General features: G+C 36.6%; 20 protein-coding genes. 13 read left to right on the top strand and 7 right to left on the bottom strand.

Annotated elements, in window-relative coordinates; translation table 11 throughout:
- Positions 1-55 precede the first annotated feature (55 nt).
- The gene (metJ, locus tag GQS55_RS17740) at positions 56-394 is read right to left on the bottom strand and encodes a met regulon transcriptional regulator MetJ (RefSeq protein WP_159821741.1); all 339 of its coding nucleotides are present in this window, start codon (positions 392-394) and stop codon (positions 56-58) included.
- Between the two features lie 314 nt (positions 395-708).
- Here metJ and metB point away from each other — a divergent pair, with 314 nt between their 5' ends.
- The 3 genes from metB to GQS55_RS17725 all read left to right on the top strand — a co-directional run bounded on the left by metB (position 709) and on the right by GQS55_RS17725 (position 5,992).
- A complete protein-coding gene (metB, locus tag GQS55_RS17735; RefSeq protein ID WP_159821740.1) occupies positions 709-1,878 on the top strand; it encodes a cystathionine gamma-synthase in 1,170 nt (389 codons plus the stop codon).
- 26 nt (positions 1,879-1,904) lie between these two features.
- The gene (gene metL / locus GQS55_RS17730; RefSeq protein ID WP_159821739.1) at positions 1,905-4,379 is read left to right on the top strand and encodes a bifunctional aspartate kinase/homoserine dehydrogenase II; all 2,475 of its coding nucleotides are present in this window, start codon (positions 1,905-1,907) and stop codon (positions 4,377-4,379) included.
- A gap of 302 nt (positions 4,380-4,681) precedes the next feature.
- Complete coding sequence (locus tag GQS55_RS17725; RefSeq protein ID WP_236559691.1) at positions 4,682-5,992, top strand: hypothetical protein; 1,311 nt, start codon at positions 4,682-4,684, stop codon at positions 5,990-5,992.
- Between the two features lie 61 nt (positions 5,993-6,053).
- Here the strand turns inward: GQS55_RS17725 and sodX are convergent, their stop codons facing one another.
- The 5 genes from sodX to argE all read right to left on the bottom strand — a co-directional run bounded on the left by sodX (position 6,054) and on the right by argE (position 8,738).
- Positions 6,054-6,371: a nickel-type superoxide dismutase maturation protease gene (gene sodX, locus GQS55_RS17720; RefSeq protein ID WP_268892412.1), complete on the bottom strand. Its 318-nt coding sequence runs from the start codon at positions 6,369-6,371 to the stop codon at positions 6,054-6,056.
- The gene (locus GQS55_RS17715) at positions 6,372-6,551 is read right to left on the bottom strand and encodes a hypothetical protein (protein ID WP_159821736.1); all 180 of its coding nucleotides are present in this window, start codon (positions 6,549-6,551) and stop codon (positions 6,372-6,374) included.
- A 4-nt stretch (positions 6,552-6,555) separates the two neighbouring features.
- Complete coding sequence (locus tag GQS55_RS17710) at positions 6,556-6,771, bottom strand: hypothetical protein (protein WP_159821735.1); 216 nt, start codon at positions 6,769-6,771, stop codon at positions 6,556-6,558.
- Positions 6,772-6,817: 46 nt separating this feature from the next.
- On the bottom strand, positions 6,818-7,246 hold the full coding sequence (locus GQS55_RS17705; protein WP_159821734.1) for a hypothetical protein: 429 nt from the start codon (positions 7,244-7,246) through the stop codon (positions 6,818-6,820).
- 328 nt (positions 7,247-7,574) lie between these two features.
- Entirely contained in the window at positions 7,575-8,738 is a 1,164-nt protein-coding gene (gene argE / locus GQS55_RS17700; protein ID WP_159821733.1) for an acetylornithine deacetylase, read from the bottom strand.
- Between the two features lie 271 nt (positions 8,739-9,009).
- On the opposite strand from argE, the gene argC reads away from it, so the two are divergent.
- From argC to GQS55_RS17665, 7 genes are all read left to right on the top strand, one after another.
- A complete protein-coding gene (gene argC / locus GQS55_RS17695; protein ID WP_159821732.1) occupies positions 9,010-10,056 on the top strand; it encodes an N-acetyl-gamma-glutamyl-phosphate reductase in 1,047 nt (348 codons plus the stop codon).
- A gap of 111 nt (positions 10,057-10,167) precedes the next feature.
- Positions 10,168-10,947 carry an acetylglutamate kinase gene (gene argB, locus GQS55_RS17690; RefSeq protein WP_159821731.1) on the top strand — a complete coding sequence of 260 codons (780 nt, stop codon included), beginning with the start codon at positions 10,168-10,170 and terminating at the stop codon, positions 10,945-10,947.
- A 90-nt stretch (positions 10,948-11,037) separates the two neighbouring features.
- Positions 11,038-11,967, top strand: a complete 930-nt coding sequence (locus tag GQS55_RS17685; protein WP_201294704.1) for an ornithine carbamoyltransferase — start codon at positions 11,038-11,040, stop codon at positions 11,965-11,967.
- Between the two features lie 54 nt (positions 11,968-12,021).
- Positions 12,022-13,266, top strand: a complete 1,245-nt coding sequence (locus GQS55_RS17680; protein WP_159821729.1) for an argininosuccinate synthase — start codon at positions 12,022-12,024, stop codon at positions 13,264-13,266.
- 2 nt (positions 13,267-13,268) lie between these two features.
- Positions 13,269-15,197, top strand: coding sequence for an argininosuccinate lyase (gene argH / locus GQS55_RS17675; RefSeq protein WP_159821728.1), 1,929 nt, complete (start codon positions 13,269-13,271; stop codon positions 15,195-15,197).
- A gap of 77 nt (positions 15,198-15,274) precedes the next feature.
- On the top strand, positions 15,275-16,585 hold the full coding sequence (gene argA / locus GQS55_RS17670) for an amino-acid N-acetyltransferase (RefSeq protein WP_159821727.1): 1,311 nt from the start codon (positions 15,275-15,277) through the stop codon (positions 16,583-16,585).
- Between the two features lie 103 nt (positions 16,586-16,688).
- Complete coding sequence (locus GQS55_RS17665) at positions 16,689-17,012, top strand: hypothetical protein (protein WP_159821726.1); 324 nt, start codon at positions 16,689-16,691, stop codon at positions 17,010-17,012.
- 98 nt (positions 17,013-17,110) lie between these two features.
- Here GQS55_RS17665 and GQS55_RS17660 read toward each other — a convergent pair whose 3' ends face one another.
- Positions 17,111-19,747 carry a penicillin-binding protein 1A gene (locus tag GQS55_RS17660; RefSeq protein ID WP_236559690.1) on the bottom strand — a complete coding sequence of 879 codons (2,637 nt, stop codon included), beginning with the start codon at positions 19,745-19,747 and terminating at the stop codon, positions 17,111-17,113.
- A gap of 126 nt (positions 19,748-19,873) precedes the next feature.
- Here GQS55_RS17660 and GQS55_RS17655 point away from each other — a divergent pair, with 126 nt between their 5' ends.
- Genes GQS55_RS17655 through GQS55_RS17645 form a run of 3 tightly spaced genes read left to right on the top strand, consistent with a single transcriptional unit; the run spans position 19,874 to position 22,124 of the window.
- Positions 19,874-20,953, top strand: coding sequence for a pilus assembly protein PilM (locus GQS55_RS17655; RefSeq protein WP_159821725.1), 1,080 nt, complete (start codon positions 19,874-19,876; stop codon positions 20,951-20,953).
- Positions 20,941-21,525 (top strand): PilN domain-containing protein, encoded by a 585-nt coding sequence (locus GQS55_RS17650; RefSeq protein WP_159821724.1) that lies wholly within the window; start codon positions 20,941-20,943, stop codon positions 21,523-21,525. The genes GQS55_RS17655 and GQS55_RS17650 overlap by 13 nt, the downstream gene beginning before the upstream one ends.
- Positions 21,522-22,124, top strand: coding sequence for a type 4a pilus biogenesis protein PilO (locus tag GQS55_RS17645; RefSeq protein WP_159821723.1), 603 nt, complete (start codon positions 21,522-21,524; stop codon positions 22,122-22,124). Before GQS55_RS17650 ends, GQS55_RS17645 begins: the two co-directional genes overlap by 4 nt.

Here is a 22,124-nt window from a genome sequence, read left to right as displayed (position 1 = left end):
GTTGCTACTTTTTTTATTTGAGGTTAGTTATTTTAAGCTATTGATAAAGTCGGACTTAAACCAATTCGTCATCATCTATTTCATAAGCACTAAAATCAGTAATCCCTTTTTCTTCTAAAATACGGCGAACACTAGCAGGTAACTTTTCATCATTATCTTTAGCGAGATCTTCATCATCTGGTAAAGGTTGGCCGGTAAACGCATGTAAGAATGCTTCGCACAATAATTCGCTATTAGTTGCATGGCGTAAATTATTTACTTGGCGCCTAGTTCGTTCGTCAGTTAATACTTTTAAGACACGCAAAGGAATTGAGACAGTAATTTTTTTTACTTGCTCACTCTTTTTACCATGTTCGGCATAGGGATTAATATACTCGTCATTCCACTCAGCCATGTAAATTCCTCTGTAGCTATTAATGTAAATGGTTAATTATTATTTTTATATGATTATAAAAACTCATTTAAAGGTATTATTTAATTAAAGTTGAATTAAATATCAATTAAGCTTCATTGGAACAGAGAAGCATATACTTATTTCTTCTTAATCATGCAATTCTACTGGTTGCAGAAATCCAGTCAAGTAGAAGTTTAGATGTCTAAAAATTCTTGACCTAAATAGTCAAAACCTTTAGAGTTATAGACGTCCAAACATCCAAAATATTAAATATATAAGTTTGTGGTGTTAGTTAATGAAAATAAGGAATAAAAATGTCGAATACTAAAATGAAAAGCATTACTACTTCGGCAGTTCAGGCGGGTATTAACACTGATAAACAACATGGTGCGGTTGTCGCTCCTATTCATTTATCTAGCACTTATTCATTAAAGAGCTTTAATGAAAAACGTGAATTTGATTATTCTCGAACAGGTAATCCGACCCGAGCAACTTTCGCTAAAACGATTGCTAAATTAGAGCAAGGCCAAGTTGGTATTGCTACAAGCACCGGTATGTCGTCAGTATTATTGATTTGTCAGTTACTATCCGTTGATGATCTCGTTGTTATTCCTCATGACTGTTATGGGGGAAGCTTTCGCTTATTTACCCATTTAGCCAAACGTGGTCAATTCAAACTCATTGTTGTTGATCAAAATAACAAACCGGCACTAGCCGAAGCATTAGCACAAAAACCTAAATTAGTGTTAATTGAAAGCCCGAGTAATCCGCTATTACGGTTAGTTGATATTGAAGAAGTAGCTAACGCTAGTCATGAAGTAGGTGCCTTAGTTGCTGTAGATAACACCTTCTTATCTCCTGCTTTACAACAACCATTAACATTGGGTGCAGACATCGTTTTTCACTCTACCACTAAATATATCAACGGACACAGCGATGTTGTGGGTGGTGTTTTAGTGACTAAAGAGCAGGCTTTAGGTGATGAGTTAGCTTGGTGGGCAAATTGTATTGGTATTACTGGCAGTGCATTTGATAGTTTTCTGGCGGTACGAGGCCTGAAAACCTTACCAATTCGTATGAAACAACATCAAGAAAATGCAGAGCAAGTTGCTGCGTTTCTAAAAAATCATCCTGCGATAGAGTCGGTTTATTATCCAGGCTTTGAAGACCATCCAGGACATGAAATTGCTAAAAAGCAACAAGCAGGCTTTGGCGCTATGCTAAGTTTTGATGTTAAAGGTGGCGTTGAGTCGGTGAAAAGGTTATTTGCTAATTTAGAGCTGTTTACTTTAGCGCAATCACTAGGTGGAGTAGAAAGTTTAATTTGTCATCCGCCAACAATGACTCATGCTGGTATGGCCGAAACAGCAAGACTAGCGGCTGGCATTACAGACTCTTTAGTGAGAGTTTCAGTCGGTATTGAAGATATTAATGATATTTTGGCCGATTTAGCGCATGGGTTAGAACAAAGCCAAACGCGTTAATAAACAATAATTTTGCAGAAGAATAAATGACAGAATCACAAAGACCTCAAAATAAATTAGCTAAACATGCGGTTAACGTGCATAAGTTTGGTGGTAGCTCTTTAGCTAATGCGCAGTGCATAGAGCGCGTTGTTGATATTATCCGACAAAATTGCCAACTCAATGACATTGTTGTTGTTTCTGCTAACGGTAAAACCACCGATAGTTTGTTTGCCATATTAGCGCAAACAGAAAGCTCTGACCTAACAGCAGCGTTGAGCGAATTAGAGCAACAACAACTTTTACTTATCAATGCATTGTTAAACGAGAAAAGTTCAAAGCAACTAACACCGCTATTATCTACCGATATAGTTCAGCTAAGAACGTGGTTGTCGAATGATATCATTCAGCACAGAAATGATATTTTAGCTTACGGTGAATTGTGGTCTGCACGTTTATTATCAGCTTTATTAAATGAAAAAATTTGCCCAAGTAACTCGGTTGATGCCCGTGATTTTCTCGTGATAGACAACGAACAAAATTGTGTGGTTGATCATGCCTTAAGTAGTGCACAATTTAAAACTCGATTGCAGTTTGGAAAATTAGCTGTAATTACAGGGTATATTAGCCGTGATAGTCGCGGTAAAACTTGCACGCTAGGCCGTAATGGTAGTGACTATTCAGCAACTATTGTTGCGTCTTTAGTCGGCGCTAATAATGTAACCTTATGGACCGATGTCGATGGTATTTATAGCGCCGACCCACGCGTTGTACCTAATGCGAGAAAACTACATCGTTTACCTAATGGTGTGGCAAAAGAGCTAGGACGTTTAGGTAATCCTGTTTTACATGCCAAAACGTTAATGCCATTGGTTAATGAAAATTTATCTCACCACTGTCACTTACATGTAGCAAGCAGTTTTGATTCACAAGTTGCCGGTACAGAAATAGGTACTTTTGGCAATATTGCAAAACAAGAGCTCTCAGTTACCTATTTGAATGATCTGATATTAGCGAAATCAGCAAGCTTTATTGCTGATTTGGCCGATGACGTAGCGGGGAGCTCAAGAGCTAGTTTATTTAAAAAAGCGTTAGTTGAATTTTCGCCTATTTGTTCTGATGGCGAGCAAGGCTTTATTGTTATCAATCAATATCAGCAAAAAGCGTTAAGCCAATGGTTAGCCAGTCACGACGTCGAAGTTACTTTTATTCCTACTGCTATTATTGCAACGGTTGGACATAACGTTGCACAACGCGGCGATATTAAAGCGCGCTTTAAACGATCTTTAAAGAGTGCTCAGCCTCTATTTTTAGTGAGCAGTAAAAATAATCATAGTGTTATTGCCGTATTGGCCGAGCCTTGTAGCACAGAATTATTGAATAAAGTTCATCACGATATGACTAAAGATTCTCGCCATATAGGGTTGGTTATTGCGGGTTTAGGTAATATTGGTGAGCGTTTCCTTGAGCTATTACCTGCACAGTTAAATAGAATATATGCCTTAGAAAATACTCACCTTGTCGGATTATTATCGTCGAAAAAAGCCTTAATCAATAACGATGGCATTGACGTGAATCAAGCATTGTCATTATTTAAGCAAGAAGCTAAACCGTATAACAACGACGAATTACTGGCCTGGTTAAGTAATCATCCTTATGACGAATTAATTGTGGTAGATATTACGCCAAGCGAAGATTTTAGTTTGCTTTATCAAGACTTTTTTACGCGCGGTATTCACGTTATTGGTGCGAATAAGTGGGCAGCTTCATCAGGTACTGAGCACTACAATACGTTGGTCAATACCGCCGATAAGAATAACAGCCTGTGGTTAGGTAATACTACCGTTGGGGCTGGATTACCTATCAATTATGCTATTGCAGATTTAAATAACAGCGGCGATACTATTACAGCAATTGCCGGTATTTTTTCGGGTACGCTTTCATGGTTATTTGAAACTTATGACGGTTCTACTGCTTTTTCAACGTTACTTATTAATGCACTTAATCAGGGGATCACAGAGCCAGATCCACGTGAAGATTTATCAGGACGTGATGTACAGCGTAAGTTACTAATTCTAGCTCGTATGGCTGGTTTTGAGCTGTCACTTGATGATATTGATTGCACCAATCTAGTACCTGAAAATTTACAAAATATCAGTCGAGAAGAATTTTTAGCAAGGGTTAATGAGTTAGATGATTATTTTGCTAATGCGTTAACTGATGCTAACAAGAAAGCGAGTTGTATTCGTTATGTGGCACGCTTGAACGTTGATGAGACGGGGAATATTCAAGCGAAAGTAAGCTTAGAAGTCTTACCACAAACAGATGCTTTTGCTAATTTGACACCGTGCGACAATATTTTTCAAATTAGTAGTCATTGGTATCAAGAAAACCCCTTAATTATCCGTGGCCCAGGCGCTGGACGAGATGTTACTGCTGGCGGTTTACATTCTGATCTCGTTAATATTTGTCAGCAATTAACGCATAAACAACACCTAGTAAAAATAAAGGGAATAAACTAATAGATTATTACTGTTTAAGACAAGCGGAGTCTTAAATGGATCAACATTAACCTATGCCATACATAAGGTGCAGGTTAATAGGAATACTTAATAAATATGCAGCAATAGGTATAAGAGTTAGTTCCTGAACTTTACTGTTTTTGCCTTTCTTCTGGTTGCTTAGTTATGTATTTTCTAGCATTATTAGCTATCATATATAGATTCAATAACTAAATAACACCTTAATGGCTAAAGCTTCCAATCATCAGACACACTATACTCGTCAAGTTCACCTTTTAATCGGTAAACTTTATGGGCGAAGTATGCTAAATGATTCTTTACTTGAACGGGCAATTCACTATTTTGAGAGTAATGAATTTGTAGAATCAAACTCGACAACTACCGCTGAAACCGACACGTTAGAAAAATTAGAAAAAATAGAACGTCATAACCATTTACAATCTATTTGTTGTGAAATAATTGAGTTAGCAGAAGGTGAGACTTTACGGGAAAGCAACCGAAAAACAGCTCGATTATTAGGGACTATTCAATTAATTAGCCCAACAGAAGGTAATAAAGTTGCTGTGAGTAATGAGCAATGTAAAATGCTTTATAAAGCTATTTTATCCTTACGCTTACTCGATAGATTACTTCTTGATAATGAATTAAAAGATCCCTATATTCTTAAAGTATTAGCTGAATTTGGCGGGAAATCTTTTGCTGAGCTAGATGAAATAGAGCATCGGCGCTTTACTGAACTTGTTAAAATGCCACTTCTTATGGCGGCTTTATTACAAAATATTGGTCATCATCATCCGGAGGCGAAAGTAATTCTTTATGGGGAAGATGGTAAAAAAAATCATTTTCGTATCTTAGATATTACCGATAGAAGACAATTATTAAAAATTAACTATAAAGAAACGCTTTCTTATATTTCTAATGCCATTGGTGTTTTGAAGTATACGGGGAATTCAAAAGAATTACGTGATCAATTTGTTATTGATGAACAGCTTAAACATCAATTTATAAAGAAATTAATTAAAAGTAGTTTTAAGGCTGAGCAAGGGATTGGCAACTTATTAAAAGTACCTCAAATATATGTTTCTATTATTCTATCAACGAAAGAGACCTACAATTATAAAGTGTTACCTCAAGTTTTTCAGGTATTGAATAAAAATGCTGAATTAGGTAGCTGTTCTCAAAAAGTTGTTGATGCGCTTTATAAAATTACAGGTATGTTCCCTCAAGGTTATGGTATTGTTTATATGCCAGAAGATGAAATGGGTCACCTAGGCGATTGCTATGAGTATGCTATTGTTAATAGACTTTATCCTGAAAACCCAGAAAATCCCTTATGCCGTATCGCAACACGACACCTAACTTTTATTGGTTACGGGCATAATATAACGGTTAGAAAAAGTAATAATTTATACTTCCCAATGATGGCCAAAAAAATCGCGACCTTAAGTAAAGAACGTCTTAATGAGATTCTTGAGCTATTATCATCTAACTACCACGAAAGACAACAGCTTGATTTATTGCCACGATGTTGGCATGCAGGTGAATACTTTTCTGTTAAAACTAATCAAAAGTTATGGAATAAAGAAGAAAATAGATCTTTCATTGTGCCTTAATATACATGGGTAGTTAACTTATCAGAAAGGCTTTATTTCTGTTTTTACTGATATTATTTTTCTAGTTAGAACTGCTTTGGGGCTTACTAAATACTTTAATAACTCGGCCAATGATCTGTTTTTTACTCACCGGGCCTAGTTTCTCCACTGACATACTTGTCGCATTCTCACCTTTACACCAAATTAAATTGTTTTTATCAATAATCGCGACAGTTTTTATTATTAAGCCATATTTTGGATGATTGATCAGGACTGCTTGATTATTTCTTATCTTTTTAAAGATACGCCATTCACCCACAAGTACATAACTATTTTGTGGGATACGAGGGAACATGCTGTGTCCGGTCACTTTCCAGAATTTTAAGCCAAAGAAAGTCATCTATTGAGTACTAGGCATATCACTGTTTACTTGAGGTGTTATCGGCACATGATTAATTTTTAAATGTGAGTTTTGTTTACCGCTGATAGGTTTATCACTTTTAAAAGGAATATCGCATTGGGCTGAAACAGTAGAAAAGTTAAATTTTTCGTCTAGCTTATTAAGTAGTTGGTAATACATATATTTATTCCTCCTTTAGTTGTTTTTTCTGTGGCTTCATTTGATAATTTTTTGTTAAAAATTTGGTGTATATAATCGCTAACGTAACAAAAATCGGTGCTAACCATAGTAAATGAATAATATTAGCGAATATGGATGAATGATCATGTCCTGCGTGAGCAAAAACAGGAAAAGACATTAATAAGCTAAGACAAAATAGACTTAAAATATGTGCTTTCATTTTATTGTCCCTTTCCTTGATTGTTAAATTTACTTGCGCAAATTAGTTAATGAATAATTTGCTGGTTTAATTCTATTTTAGCTTTAAATTCAGCTAACGACTTTATACATGTATCGCAAATAGGGTGTCTTTTAGAAAACATTAAAATAGGCATGAATGTTATTTTAAGGGCATTCTGAGCGATAAGTTTAGTGTCTTCACAATATTCATTGCACTGATAAATCGATAACATCCTTTGGTGAGGAATTTTTAAATACTCAAGCGATAAATCTGCATTGTTCTGAACTTCAAATAAACTCGATAAATTATGAACAGCACAAATCCATGCCATTAATAACTCTACATCTTTTGTATTAGCAGACCATAAAGAGTCTAGATGGAATGCCGCTTCTTTATAGCAATACTCTGCTTGTTTCCATTTTTTAGCATGAAAGCAATCGTTACCTTCGTGTAATAGGCCTTGCCATTGAGGCATAGTAACTCCTTTATATTTCTGCCATATTGATAAAAAACAATAATCAAATAGTAATCATTCTCGTTTGTATTTGCAAGGGTTTTATTCATTATTACATACGTAATTATGTGATTTTAATCATCGTTTATTTAAAATAAAGTGAGCTTTGCAAAGGGTAATATTGGGCTAATCTAGGGTATAAGTGCTATTGCAGGTTTTACATTGAAGGAGGGAAGTTAAACAAATAAAATATAATGATTAAGCTTCTGGCTGAAGCTTAATCATTAATACAGGTTTTAATGAGTGATGGAAATTATCGTGAAATAAAGTGCTAGCTAAAGCAATAGTGCTAGCTCAGGCAATAATGCTGGATCATTGATATCAATAACTTATCTGTTTTGTCTATTTCACTATGGGCTAAAAACTCATTAGGTTGATGTGCTTGGTTTATCGAGCCAGGGCCTAACACAATGGTTTGACAGCCAAGTTGTTGTATATAAGGCGCTTCGGTAGCGTAATTTACGGCACAGCATGTGTGACCACTTATTTCTTCGGCAATAGATACAATACAGTTGTCATCAGTTGGATATTTATTCTGTTCAAAACTAGGTGAACTAGGGTGTAATTCATCAAAACTGATGCGCGCTGGGTATTTTTCAGCTAATGGTTTTAACGCGTCGCTTAACCATTGCAGTAATTCATCATCACTCATGCCAGGCAACGAGCGTAAATCAATATCTAAATCACAATGTCCGCATATACGATTTGCGTTGTCACCGCCTTTAATTGCTCCCATGTTTAATGTAGGTGCAGGTACATCAAATGCTTCATTTTTAAAGTTAAGGTTAAACTTTTTCTTTAAATCAATTAATGCACCAATAACTTCATACATTATTTCTATGGCATTAACGCCTAGTGACGGTTTGCTTGAATGGCCTGATTGACCTTCAACACTGATACGATGTGACATATGACCTTTATGCATTACTACAGGTACTAAATTAGTCGGCTCTCCTATGATGGCAACATCAGGTTTTATGTCTTGGGTTTGTCCAAAAAAACGTGCACCAGCCATGGTGGTTTCTTCATCTGCAGTTGCTAAAACGTAGAGTGGTTTTTTTAATTTCTTAACGTCAACACTTTTGCAAACTTGTAAAATAAAAGCAAAGAACCCTTTCATATCACAGGTACCTAAACCATAAAACTTTTCATCTTTGTCAATCACATTCATAGGATCGCTCTGCCAGCGACTTTCATCAAAAGGAACTGTATCGCTATGACCCGCTAGTAATAAACCACCTTCACCACTGCCAAGTTTGGCTAATAAATTATACTTATTTGTTGTGTTAGGAACTTTTTGAATATTTATATCAAAACCTAACTGTTCAAACCATGTGGCAAGTAATTGAATTACTTCCAGATTTCCTTGATCCCAACTTGGTTGAGTTGAGCTAATTGAAGAGCAAGCAATCAATTGAGTCAAAGATTGGGTGAAGTTAGGTAATTGTGTCATATAAAAGGATCCGCACTATAAAAAGAATAATTTGAATAAAAGCCCAAATAGTTATGCTTAATCGTTGCATAACTACCCATGAGCTGTTAAATTGCTTTTTATAGTGTAAATAACCTGCTGTAATAAGGCCACTTAAAATGCTAATTGTCCAAGAAATACGACGACGATAGAGAATTATTTTAATATCTCTTGGATACTTTAGTTATAAGAGAATGGTTATTTTATTAAAATCCATATCGTTATTAGTTTTCTGAATAAAAAGGTTTACATTGTGTCAGAAGTTCAAAAGGTTGCTGTTATTGGCGCTAGTGGTTACGCCGGTGCTGAATTAGTTGGTTTATTAGGCCAACACGATAAAGTTTCAATACAACATCTCGTTGTGTCAGAAAACTCTACTTCCTGTGGAAAACTTTTTAGCGAATTACATGGTCGCTGGCAGGGGATATGTGATGTACCTCTGGAGTCTTTTTCTCAGCAATGGTTTGACGATAATATTGTAAATACGGCTAAAAAATTAGATGCTGTATTTTTTGCCACCCCGCATGAGTTTAGTGCTGATTGGGCTCAAGCATTTGTTGATGCAGGTGTGAAGGTTTTTGATCTTTCTGGTGGTTTTAGATTAAAAAACGCTGAAGACTATCCAAAATTCTACGGCTTTGAACATGCCAATATTAGCGCTTTATCTCAAGCTAAATATGGTCTAGCTGAATGGCAACATGATGATATTGTTAACACCAACTTAGTTGCTGTACCTGGTTGCTATCCAACGGCAAGTTTACTTTCTTTAAAACCTATCACAAGCAATCACTTTCATATTGAAAATTCATTAATTGTAGTGAATGGCATTAGTGGTGTTAGTGGTGCAGGTAGAAATGCTTCATTAGCGACAAACTTTAATGAAATCAGTTTAAAACCTTATAATATTTTACAGCATAGACATCAGCCAGAAATTTCTCAAGAAGCAAATGCGGACGTTATTTTTAATCCACATTTAGCCCCTTATAAAAGAGGTTTGCTAGCCACTGTTACCCTGCAGCTAAAACCGGGTATTACTGCTGAACAAGTTGATGCAGCATTCGAACAAGCTTATAACGACAAACCATTGGTTAGAATTGTTGATGCCTGGCCTCAAATAGGTAATGTAGCACATACACCTTTTGCTGATCTTCATTGGCAAGTTGACCAAGAAAAGCATGTTGTTGTGGTGAGTTGTGCTATTGACAACCTACTTAAAGGGGCTTCTTCACAGGCTATACAATGTTTTAATATTCAGCTTGGATTACCAAGTGAATATAGTTTGTTAGGTCGTAGTTACTAGGTCACAGTTATTGGTTAATAATAACTTAACCAACACAACGACACTGTTCATTTTGAATGTTTTGGTATTGAAAATAGCATACGATAATTAAAAAGATAAGAGAATTAAAACATGAGCAACCACAACCCTTTAGTGATAAAAATTGGCGGAGCTATTCTGGAGAAATCTGGTGCGTTAGATGCGTTATTAGCAGTGATTGTAAACCTTAAAACTGAGGCTAAAGTGGTATTAGTTCACGGTGGTGGTTGTGTCGTTGATGAAATGCTAGCCCAAGCTGGTTTTACTACTGTTAAAAAGCATGGTTTACGTGTTACCCCAAAAGAGCAAATTGGTTTAATCAGTGGTGCTTTAGCGGGTACTGTAAATAAATCAATTGTTGCCACAGCAAGCAGCATGAACTTACCGGCAGTTGGGCTATCTTTAGCTGATGGCGATATGATCGCTTGTACTAAATCTGAATTAGATTTAGGAGAAGTAGGTGTACCAATACCTAAGTCTAGTTTGTTATTAGATTCGCTGCTTAACAGTCATTTTCTACCTGTAGTTTCATCTATTGGATGTTTAGCTAATGGTGATTTGGTGAATGTTAATGCGGATGATGCTGCTGTCGCTATTTGTCAGTTACTGAATGCTGAACTACTACTATTAACAGATGTTAATGGTGTAAAAGGTAGTGATGGAGAATACTTACCATCACTAAACAGTACACAAGCCAATGATCTTATTGAACAAGGCGTTATTGCTGGTGGTATGACAGCAAAAGTGAATGCAGCACTACAAGCCGCTAATCAATTACGACGAAGTATTACGGTTGCTAGTTGGCAATCGCCAGAGAAAATTCCTAGCCTGTTAAGTGGCCAGGGGATGGGTACGCAAATATTGGCAGATTAGTGCAGACTTATTAACGCTATATTAGTAGAGCAAGTATTAGATTAATTGAATCGAGAAAAACTTATGTTACAACAAAGCAAGTCACTACAAATTTCGAATTTTTTAGCTGACGATCAGTTAAATAAGCAACAATTGTTAGCCTTAATTGAGCTAGCAATTCATATTAAAAAGAATCCTGAAGATTACAATCAAGTCTTGGCTGGTAAATCTGTTGCCATGATTTTTGAAAAGCCGTCATTAAGAACGCATGTTAGTTTTGATATGGGCATTAATAAGTTAGGTGGTCATGCACTTTACTTAGGGCAACAAAACGGTAAATTAGGTGAGCGCGAGCGAGTAAGTGATTACGCGAAAAACTTATCATGTTTTGCTGATGCCATTGTTGCACGTGTTTTTAGCCATGACTCTATTCAAGGCTTAGCCGAGCATGCAACGGTTCCTGTTATTAATGCGCTATGTGATCTGTACCACCCATGTCAGGCTTTAGCGGACTTTGTTACGTTGACTGAGCTCTTTGCTAATGAGAATGTTGCTGATTTAAGCAACGTTAAATTAGCCTACGTAGGCGATGGTAATAATGTTTCTAATTCATTAATGATAATGGCTGCTATATTAGGTGTAGATTTTACTTTAGTTACTCCTGTAGGCTACGAGGCACAGGCAGATATTATTGAAAAAGCGCGAGTGCTTACCAGTGAGTCTGGCGCAAAATTAACTATCACAACAGATGTGAACAATATTGGTCCGCAAGATGTTATTTATACGGACACGTGGATTTCTATGGGTGATGAAGATGAAAGTAAAAAAGCAAAGCTATTAGCGCATTTTGCTCCTTACCAAGTCAATCATGCTTTAATGAAAAATAGCGATGCAAATATTGTGATGCATTGTCAGCCAGCACATTTAGAAGAAGAAATTACAACAGCGCTATTTGATAGTGAAATGTCGGTAGTTTTTCAGCAAGCTGAAAATAGAATGTGGGCTCAAAATGCTGTTTTAGTAAACCTATTTACTAACTAACGTTATTGAAAAAATAATTAACAAACTATTTAACCAAATTTAGAGAACAAACAAATGAGTATTCAAAAGAAAAAAATCAAAAAAGTAGTATTAGCGTATTCAGGTGGTTTAGACACATCAGCAATCATTCCATGGTTGAAAGAAAACTATGATAACTGTGAAGTTATTGCTTTTTGTGCTGATGTTGGTCAAGGCGCAGAAGAGTTAGAAGGCATTAAAGAAAAAGCTATCGCCTCTGGCGCTTCAGAATGTTACGTAGCCGATCTTAAAGAAGAATACGTTAAAGATTATATTTATCCAATTCTTAAAACGGGTGCGGTATACGAAGGTCAATATTTATTAGGTACGTCAATGGCACGTCCTATTATTGCTAAAGCACATATTGAAGTTGCTTTAAAAGTAGGTGCTGACGCTGTATGTCACGGTTGTACTGGTAAAGGTAATGACCAAGTACGTTTTGAAGCTTGTTTTGCTGCCTTAGCACCAGAGCTTACTGTTATTGCGCCATGGCGTGAGTGGGACATGGTTTCTCGTGAAGACTTACTTGATTACCTAGCTGAACGTAATATTCCTTGTGCAGCCTCATTAACTAAAATTTATAGCCGTGATGCAAACGCATGGCACATTTCTCACGAAGGTGGTGAATTAGAAGACCCATGGTGTGAGCCGTCAAAAGAAGTTTGGACGATGACTGTTGATCCAATGGATGCTCCAGATGAACCAGGTCGGGTAACCTTAAGTTTTGATAAAGGTGAATTAGTTGCTGTAGATGGTAAAGATTTCTCTCCAACAGGTGCTGGTGCTTATGAAGCGTTAGTCTACTTAAATGATAAAGCAGCAGCACATGGTGTGGGCCGTATTGATATCGTTGAGAACCGTTTAGTTGGCATGAAGTCACGTGGTTGTTATGAAACTCCGGGTGGCACGGTATTAATGGCAGCTTACAAAGGCTTAGAAACATTAATTCTAGATAAAGAGTCACTTAAGTATCGTGAATCTGTAGGTCATGAATTCTCTCATGTAATTTATGATGGTCGTTGGTTTACGCCACTTGCTAAAGCGCAATTAGCGTCAGCGGCTTCTTTTGCTGAGCAAGTAACGGGTGATGTAGTCGTTAAAATGTATAAAGGGATGGCACAAGTTACTCAACGTCGTTCTCCTAACTCTTTATATTCTGAAGAATTTGCAACATTTGGTGCTGATGACGTTTATGACCAAAAACATGCAGAAGGTTTTATTCGTTTATTTAGCTTATCAAGCAGAATTACTGCGTTAAGCAAAAAAAATCAGGAGAAGTAGTAATGGCCTTATGGGGTGGACGCTTTAAAGAAAAAGCGAGTGTACAATTTAAAAAATTTAACGACTCGTTACCTGTTGATTATCGCATGGCAGTACAAGATATTGTCGGTTCAATTGCTTGGGCACAGGCTATTCATGAAGTAGGTGTGTTAAATGATGGTGAATTAACACGCTTAGTTGCTGCGTTAAATGAATTAAAAGAATCAGTGGAAGAAAATCCTAAACAGATTTTACTTTCAGATGCTGAAGATATTCATAGCTGGGTTGAAATTCAACTTATTGAAAAAACAGGTGATCTAGGTAAGAAGCTCCATACAGGTCGTAGTCGTAATGACCAAGTTGCTACCGATTTAAAACTTTGGTGTAAAGAGACGGGCGGCGAATTATTATTTGCCCTTGTTAATTTACAACAAGCGATGATGAATTTAGCTGAACGTGAAAAAGATACCGTATTACCTGGTTATACGCATTTACAGCGCGCTCAGCCGGTAACTTTTGGTCATTGGTGTTTAGCTTACGTTGAAATGTTTAACCGTGATATTGGTCGTTTAAAAGATGCTTTATATCGTTTAGATGTTTCGCCATTAGGCTCAGGTGCATTAGCGGGCACTGCTTACCCAATTGATCGTAATGCTCTAGCTAGCCGCTTAGGCTTTAGAACAGCAACGATGAATAGTTTGGATGCAGTTTCAGATCGTGATCACGTTATTGAGTTATTAGCTGCTGCTAGTATTTCAATGATGCATTTATCTCGTTTTGCTGAAGATTTAGTTTTCTATAACTCAGGCGAAGCAGGTTTTGTAGAAATGAGCGACTTAGTGAGCTCTGGCTCATCGTTAATGCCACAAAAGAAAAACCCTGATGCATGTGAATTAATTCGTGGTAAAGCCGGCCGTGTTTTTGGTTCATTAACAGGTATGTTAACAACAATGAAAGCGTTGGCTCTTGCTTACAATAAAGATATGCAAGAAGACAAAGAAGGTCTTTTTGACGCGCTTGATACATGGCAAGAATGTATGGAAATGGCTGTGTTAGTTGCTGACGGTTTAAAAGTAAATAGAAGCCGTACTTTAGCTGCTGCTCAGCAAGGTTACGCTAATGCCACTGAACTTGCTGATTACTTAGTAGGTAAAGACATTCCATTCCGTGAAGCGCATCATATTGTTGGTGAAGTTGTTTTGGCTGCTATTGAAGAAGGTTGTCCGTTAGAAGATTTAACCATTTCTCAACTACAAGAATTCAGTGATAAAATTGAACAAGATGTTTATCAACATTTATCAATAGAATCAACGCTAGATAAACGCGAAGCACTGGGTGGTACCTCACGTTCTCAAGTTGAAAAAGCGTTAGCGACTGGTAATGAAAAAATCTTAAATGAACAAGTTGTTGGTGCGCCGGGTAAGCAGCAAATTAAAGTAGCGCTTAAGCAAGTGAAACAACGTTTGAATGCTCAACGAGCTGCAGCAATGTCAGTACGTAGAGCGCGAATGTCAGATGTAGATAAAATACATCAATTAGTGAATGTGCAAGCGGATAAAGGCGAAATATTGCCACGAACGCTAGATAACATTATTCATGATGTTCAAAACTTTGTTGTAGCAGAGCTTGATGGTGTTGTTGTTGGTTGTGCATCGCTTTATATTTATCAAACGGGTCTTGCTGAAATTCGTTCTGTAGTAGTTGATGAACCAGCTAAAAATCAAGGACAAGGTGAAGCGTTAGTTCAATACTTACTTGAATTTGCTTATCAAATGGAATTAAAACAAATTATTGTACTAACTTACATTCCTGACTATTTCACCAAGTTAGGTTTTAGTGCCATTGATAAGAGCTCGTTAGCTGAGAATATTATTGAAGATAGTGAACCATCACCAGATAAAGATCCTGCTGATGAAATCGCGATGGAATATGTTCTTGGTCAGGGTAAGTAGTTAGACTCTGCCATGCTTGAACTATCAGTGCTTCGAGTTTACTTGAAGCACTTACATATAAAATTAAAGAATGAAACATGAATAATAGCGATCAAAATTACGTTAAATGGTTTAGAAATGCGGCACCTTATATTAATGCTCACCGTGGCAAAACTGTCGTATTAATGTTTGGTGGTGAAGCTGTTTTACACCCTAATTTTGCAAATATTATTCATGATATTTCATTACTGAGAAGTTTAGGTGTCAAACTTGTTGTTGTGCATGGAGCGCGGCCACAAATTGAAGAGCGTATGGCTCAACGTAATATCGAACGAATTATGGAAAATAATATTCGTGTTACTGATGCTGATACGCTTAGCGCAGTAAAAGATGCTACTGGTTCGTTACGTTTGCATATAGAAGCCTTACTCACCACAGGCCTTGCGAATTCACCAATGCATGGCTCTCAAATTAGAGTAAGTACCGGTAATTTTGTTATTGCTAAGCCTATGGGTGTTCGTGATGGTGTTGACTATAAATACACTGGTTCGGTGCGTAGAATAGACTCTGACGGCATAAATATGCAGTTAGATTATGGTTCTATTGTACTGTTATCACCTATCGGTTATTCACCCACAGGTGAAGTCTTTAATTTAGCCTTAGAAGATGTTGCTGCACAAACGGCAATTAACTTAAATGCTGATAAATTGATTACACTAACAGAAGATGAAGGCTTGCTCGATGAGTTTGGGATCTTGATTAAAAGCTGTAGTGTACGTCGTGTTAAAACCTTACTTGATGATAAAGATTGCCATGTTCGTCAGTTATTACTTCGCGCAATTATTCAAAGCGGAGAAAATGGTGTTGAACGTTGTCATTGCGTTAGCTATCAAAGTGATACTGCGTTGCTACAAGAGTTATTTACGCGTGACGGTGCAGGCACTCTTATTGCCAAAGATCACAAAGAAGAATTATCGACAGCTACCATTGATGATGTCGCGGGAATATTAGATCTATTGGCTCCACTTGAAGCTGAAGGGGTGTTGGTTAAACGTTCTCGTGAATTACTTGAAGTTGAAATAAACCAATTTATAGTGCTTAAAAAAGAAGACATGATTATTGCTTGTGCCGCGCTATACCCTTATCCAGATGCAAAAATGGGTGAAGTTGCTTGTGTTGCTATTCATCCAGATTATCGTAAAGGAAATCGGGGTGGGCGTTTAATTACGGCTTTAGAAGAAGAGGCTAAACAACAAGAACTCTCTTCTATTTTTGTCTTAACAACGGTCAGTGGTCATTGGTTTCAAGAGCAAGGTTTTATTGAGCAACCTATGGATAAATTACCTGAAGGTAAACAAAAACTATATAACTTTCAGCGTAAATCTAAAGTCTTCATTAAAGAGATTTAATTTCACCTCGTTTTGAAAAGTAGGTATAAGCTATATACCTACTCCTATTCATTGTACAATACCCACATCTGCTCAGTTAATCTTTAAAAGAGTTACATAACCCATGACATCATCTTCAAATATCGCTGAATTAATTAACACGTTAGAGGCGGAAATAGTCGCTTTAACAGAACAAGTTGCTACCCTAAAAAAAGAACCTCAAAACTTTAATGAACAAGTTGTCTTTAAGTATATTGATACGGGAAGTACAGGTAAAACAAAAGATTACGTTAGATCGTTAGGAGTAAAGTCTGAACGAGGCTCATTATTTTCATCAGGTGATGTAAGTAAATTAATAAAAGATGGGGCGGACGATATTTCTCCCGATATACTTGAAATAGCACGCATGCTAACACGTACAAAAAATAAGTATGGTAAGCGTAAGTAACTACTATATTCTGAGCTAAGCCATTAAGGCCATTAAGACAATGACTTAGCTCAGCTTCAATAGATTAACAACAAGCTTACCTTGTTGTTAATCTCTATTTAAAATAGCTCTTCAGCTTCTTCTTTTTTTATAACGTCATTATTCTGAAAAATATCAATACTATTATCTTCACTGACATATTCAGTTGGCACAGTACCTACTTGAAAATATTCAAATAAACTACTTTTACTCGTATTACTACTGAGTTTACCTGTTGCTTTATCAATGCGAACAGAAACAATACCAGCAGGCGGTTCAAAAGGTTCAAAATCAATATCGTCTAACGCTACCTTCATGAAGTTTATCCAAGCTGGTTGTGCTGATTTAGCACCCGCTTCAGTACCTGTTATTTGGTTCTTACCTAAGTTGCTATTGTATACTGATCTACCTAAGTTACGGCTTGGATCATCAAAGCCTATCCAAGATGTTGTAACTAAGCGTCGCGAAAATCCAGAAAACCAAGCATCTTTACCTTCGTTCGTAGTACCTGTTTTACCGGCAATGTCTTTGCGTTTTAATGTTCTAGCACGCCAGCCTGTTCCTTGCCAAGGGTTCTCAGCTGACCAATCAGCTCCCCAAATACCACTATTAAGCGCTTCTGTGATCAAAAAGGCATTTTGTTCTGAAATAGCGCGAGGAGCTGATATTATTTGAGGTGGCATAGTTGCATTATCTAAAGCATCCTCTTCAAGCGCATCTAGTGAATTTAAAGACATAAAGTCATCATCATTCGCAATATTGTCGCCTGCTATCTCAGTATTTTCTAAATAGTCTTCATTTAATTCAGGAAGAGTATTGTTTAACTCACAAGGATCACAGGCTAAAACAGGGTTAGCTTGAAAAATAACTTCGCCATCTGCTGTTTCAATACGATCTATTAAATAAGGCTCAATTAAATAGCCACCATTGGCAAATGTAGCAAAACCAGTAACCACTTCTATCGGAGTTAATGAAGCAGAGCCTAACGCTAATGATTCATTACGGGGTAAGTCATCAGGAGCAAAGCCGAAAGAAGAAAGATGGTTTATAGCATCATCTAAGCCGATACTTTTTAATAACCTCACGGCAATAACATTCTTTGATTGAGCTAATGCTAATCGCATTCTTATCGGGCCAACATAGGTTTCAGGTGAATTTTTCGGACGCCAAACAACGCCGGTACTTCTATCCCATTGATTAATCGGGGCATCATTAATGAGTGAAGCAAGCGTAAAACCTTTTTCCAAAGCAGCAGAATAAATAAAAGGTTTAATATTTGAACCAACTTGACGTTTCGCTTGGGTAACTCGATTAAATTGGCTTTGCTTATAGCTAAAACCGCCCACGGCCGCTTTTATTGCGCCGTTATCTGGAGATATTGAAATCATAGCGGCACTGGCAATCGGTAATTGACTCAGTCTATATTCATTCCCTGAAAGCGCGGTTACTAATATAATATCACCATATTGAAAAATTTCATGTGCATTTTTTGGGGGAATACCTTGTTTTTGATCATTAATAAATGGACGTGCCCAAGCCATACCTGCCCAAGGAATAATTGCTTGCTGATTATTGCGTAAAGTAATACTAACTTCTAAATCATCTACTTTAGTGACAACAGCAGGAACGAGTGCTTGATAATAGTGAATACTGTCAAGTGCAGTTGATATTTCGTTGTCAGTTAAAGGAACAATCTTTTGTGAAGATTTACTTTTATTACTCGTTGTATTTTCAGCTAAGTTAGGTCGCAGAGAGTTAATAGCGCCACGATAACCGTGTCGTTGGTCATAACTTAATAAATTATCGATTACCGCTTTATGAGCAGCTGCTTGTAATTTGTTGGTAACGGTAGTAAAAACTTTAAAACCACTGGTATAAGCTTGTTCTTTACCATACCTTTCTATCATTTCTTTATGAGCCATTTCAGCAACATAAGGTGCATTTAGTTCTATTTCCGCACCATGAGGTTTACCTGTTATTGGTGCTGATTTAGCTTGTTGATATTCTTCATCTGTTATATATCCACTAACTAACATTCGCTGTAATACGGTAGTACGGCGAATTTGGGCACGATCAGGTCGACTGATAGGGTTATAATTTGAAGGAGCTTTAGGTAAGCCGGCTAAAACAGCTATTTGCGCTAAGCTAAGTTGATTTAGCTCTTTACCATAATAGACTTGAGCCGCGGCACCAAAACCAAAAGATCGATGACCTAAAGGGATTTTGTTAACGTATAAGGTTAATATTTCATTTTTAGTTAATAAACTTTCAATATGAAAAGATAAAAATATTTCTCTAATTTTACGAGTATAAGTAACTTCTCGGGTGAGGAAAAAGTTACGAGCGACTTGCATCGTTATTGTACTCGCGCCGCCTTTATCATTACCTGTAAGCTTGCCTAATATTGCACGTCCCATGCCTATCGGGTCAACGCCAAAATGAAAGTAAAATCTGTCATCTTCAGTTGCTAGTAGGGCATCAATTAATTGCTGAGGGATTTCATCAAATGTTAAAGGTATGCGTTTCTTTTCACCAAATTGTGAAATCAATAATCCATCATTACTATAGATCTGCATTGGCGTTTGCCATTGCACATCCTCTAGATAATTGATGTCAGGTAATTCACTTCGTAAGGTTAAATACAATATAACGATACTTAAAATACCGATAAAGAACAAAGCTAAAACTGATTTAATAATTTTAGATACAGAAAACACTACAATCACTCTATTTATGGTAAAAATTGTCAGATAATACTAGTATATCTTGTAAAACCATGTAATAAATGTATTTATGTGAAAATATGTCTAAAATAATTTCAATAAAGAATATAACGGGTTGTTATGCTAGATAATCTATGGAAAAAGAAAACAACGATGATGGTGGGGATTGATATTGGATCTCATGCTGTTAAAGCTGTTTTACTCAGCCAGGGTAGTGAAGGCTATATTTTAGAAGATTTTGCTATAGAGCCTATGGCACGTGGTTCAGTAGTTGATCGTGAAATTCAAGATATTGAAGCTGTTGGTAATGTTATTGCGAAAATACGACAAAGCATACCAATGAAAGCAAAAGAAGCGGCAGCTGCTGTTTCAGGTCAAACAGTGATTACTAAAATTATTTATATGGATGTATCACTTAATGAAGAAGAACTCGCTAGTCAAATTGAAATAGAAGCGGATAGCTTAATTCCTTATCCTTTAGATGAAGTTAGTTTAGATTTTGAAACGTTAGAAGTAAATGAGTCAGATCCCAGTAAAGTTAATGTACTACTAAGTGCTGCACGTACAGAGTCTATTGAAGCAAGAGTCGAGGCATTAGAAGTAGGAGGCTTTTTCGCTAAAGTGATTGATGTTGAGTCATATGCCATAAGTCGCTCTCAAGATTTATGCATATCACAATTGCCAGAAGATGCCTTAGATAAAACGGTTGCGATAGTGGATATAGGCGCTACCATGACGCTATTTTCAGTGACTAAAGCAGGTAAGCACCTTTATAGCCGCGATCAAAAGTTTGGTGGCGAACAATATACACGTTCCATAGTTTCCTATTACAACAAAACTTTCGAAGAAGCTGAAGACGCAAAAATAAAGAATGAGCTACCACCTAGTTATACTTTTGAAGTATTAGCCCCTTTTCAAACAATACTTATGCAACAAATACGTCGGGCAATTCAAATGTTTTTAACGTCAAGTGGCATAAAAAAAGTTGATTACTTACTTGTTTCCGGTGGAACCGCGTCTATCGAGGGGATAGAAAGTCTCCTAACTGAAGAGCTTGGTGTACATACTATCATTGCTAATCCTTTTCATGAAATGACACTAGGGCAATCGATAGATCAAGAAAAGCTTGTTAAAATAGCACCGCAATTAACAGTAGCTACTGGCTTAGCGCTAAGGAGTTTTACACCATGGCATATATAAATCTCCTTCCTTGGCGAGAAGAAGCGCTTAAAGCAAAGCAAAAAGAATTCTTCACACTATTAGCTGCCGTCGCATTATTTGCATTTGCATTAATATTTATTGTTAATTTATATTTTCAAGCTCGTGTCGATGGTCAAATAACACGTAATCAGTTTTTAAAAAATGAGATTCAACAGCTAGATATACAAATTGCTGAAATTAGAACATTAAATGACAAAAAAGCAGCACTAAAAAAGCGTATTGATGTTATTGAACAGTTACAACGCAGCAGAAATGTTGGAACACAAATTCTTGATGAAATAGCAAAAATCATCCCGAATGGTATTTATATTACTCAATTAGATAAACAAGGTAATAGCATAGAGATTATAGGAAAAAGTGAATCAAATAATCACTTAGCCAATATGATTCGAGCGATTGAGTTATCAGACTTATTTACTGATGCAACACCAGAGTCTATTACCTCTGACGATGACTCATCAAAACTCTTGAGCAGCTTTAAAATGAGAGTGAAAGTTCAAGGTTTAGTTGACGACGCTTCCCTTGGTAATCAGGCTGGAGGTGGTAAGTGAATTTTGATAAAGAGCAATTCGAAAACCTTGACCTAGAAAATATTGGGCAATGGCCTTTCGCACCAAAGCTCGTCTTGATTATATTTTTAGCATCTATGGTGGCCTTTTTAGGCTATATTGGTTTAGTAAGCGGTAAAATAGATCAACTAAAACGGGTTCAAGCTGAAGAAATAACGTTAAAGCAGTCATATCAAGCCAAGTATCATGTTGCAGCAAATTTAGACTTGTTTAGAGCGCAAATGATTGAAGCAGAAGGTATTTTTGCTAATCAATTAAGAAGCTTGCCTAATAGTTATGAAATACCTGGCTTGTTAGACGATATAACCTTTATAGGAACAACAAGCGGTTTAGAGTTTGTTAAATTAGAATGGCAACCAGAAATCAGTAAAGAAATTTATATTGAATTGCCTATCGATATTGAGGTCAATGGTCCTTACCATTCATTGGGAAGCTTCGTAAGTAAAATAGCCGGATTACCTAGAATTGTGACTTTGCATAATTTTAAAATTGAAATTATTAAAACAAATAATGATTCGGACATACTTAACTTAACGATGGAAGCTAAAACCTATCGCTATCAAGAACAAGAGGTTAACTAA

Source organism: Colwellia sp. 20A7, assembly GCF_009832865.1.
Taxonomy (GTDB): Bacteria; Pseudomonadota; Gammaproteobacteria; order Enterobacterales; family Alteromonadaceae; genus Colwellia.
The sequence above is the reverse complement of the archived record's forward strand: the minus strand, read 5'-3'. Positions and strand labels throughout refer to the sequence as shown.

Excerpts from the sequence above, each read along its gene's own strand:
- metJ (WP_159821741.1), bottom strand. The coding sequence starts at position 394 with ATGGCTGAGTGGAATGACGAGTATATTAATCCCTATGCCGAACATGGT.
- metB (WP_159821740.1), top strand. The coding sequence starts at position 709 with ATGTCGAATACTAAAATGAAAAGCATTACTACTTCGGCAGTTCAGGCG.
- metL (WP_159821739.1), top strand. The coding sequence starts at position 1,905 with ATGACAGAATCACAAAGACCTCAAAATAAATTAGCTAAACATGCGGTT.
- GQS55_RS17725 (WP_236559691.1), top strand. The coding sequence starts at position 4,682 with ATGCTAAATGATTCTTTACTTGAACGGGCAATTCACTATTTTGAGAGT.
- sodX (WP_268892412.1), bottom strand. The coding sequence starts at position 6,371 with ATGACTTTCTTTGGCTTAAAATTCTGGAAAGTGACCGGACACAGCATG.
- GQS55_RS17715 (WP_159821736.1), bottom strand. The coding sequence starts at position 6,551 with ATGTATTACCAACTACTTAATAAGCTAGACGAAAAATTTAACTTTTCT.
- GQS55_RS17710 (WP_159821735.1), bottom strand. The coding sequence starts at position 6,771 with ATGAAAGCACATATTTTAAGTCTATTTTGTCTTAGCTTATTAATGTCT.
- GQS55_RS17705 (WP_159821734.1), bottom strand. The coding sequence starts at position 7,246 with ATGCCTCAATGGCAAGGCCTATTACACGAAGGTAACGATTGCTTTCAT.
- argE (WP_159821733.1), bottom strand. The coding sequence starts at position 8,738 with ATGACACAATTACCTAACTTCACCCAATCTTTGACTCAATTGATTGCT.
- argB (WP_159821731.1), top strand. The coding sequence starts at position 10,168 with ATGAGCAACCACAACCCTTTAGTGATAAAAATTGGCGGAGCTATTCTG.
- GQS55_RS17680 (WP_159821729.1), top strand. The coding sequence starts at position 12,022 with ATGAGTATTCAAAAGAAAAAAATCAAAAAAGTAGTATTAGCGTATTCA.
- argH (WP_159821728.1), top strand. The coding sequence starts at position 13,269 with ATGGCCTTATGGGGTGGACGCTTTAAAGAAAAAGCGAGTGTACAATTT.
- argA (WP_159821727.1), top strand. The coding sequence starts at position 15,275 with ATGAATAATAGCGATCAAAATTACGTTAAATGGTTTAGAAATGCGGCA.
- GQS55_RS17665 (WP_159821726.1), top strand. The coding sequence starts at position 16,689 with ATGACATCATCTTCAAATATCGCTGAATTAATTAACACGTTAGAGGCG.
- GQS55_RS17655 (WP_159821725.1), top strand. The coding sequence starts at position 19,874 with ATGCTAGATAATCTATGGAAAAAGAAAACAACGATGATGGTGGGGATT.
- GQS55_RS17650 (WP_159821724.1), top strand. The coding sequence starts at position 20,941 with ATGGCATATATAAATCTCCTTCCTTGGCGAGAAGAAGCGCTTAAAGCA.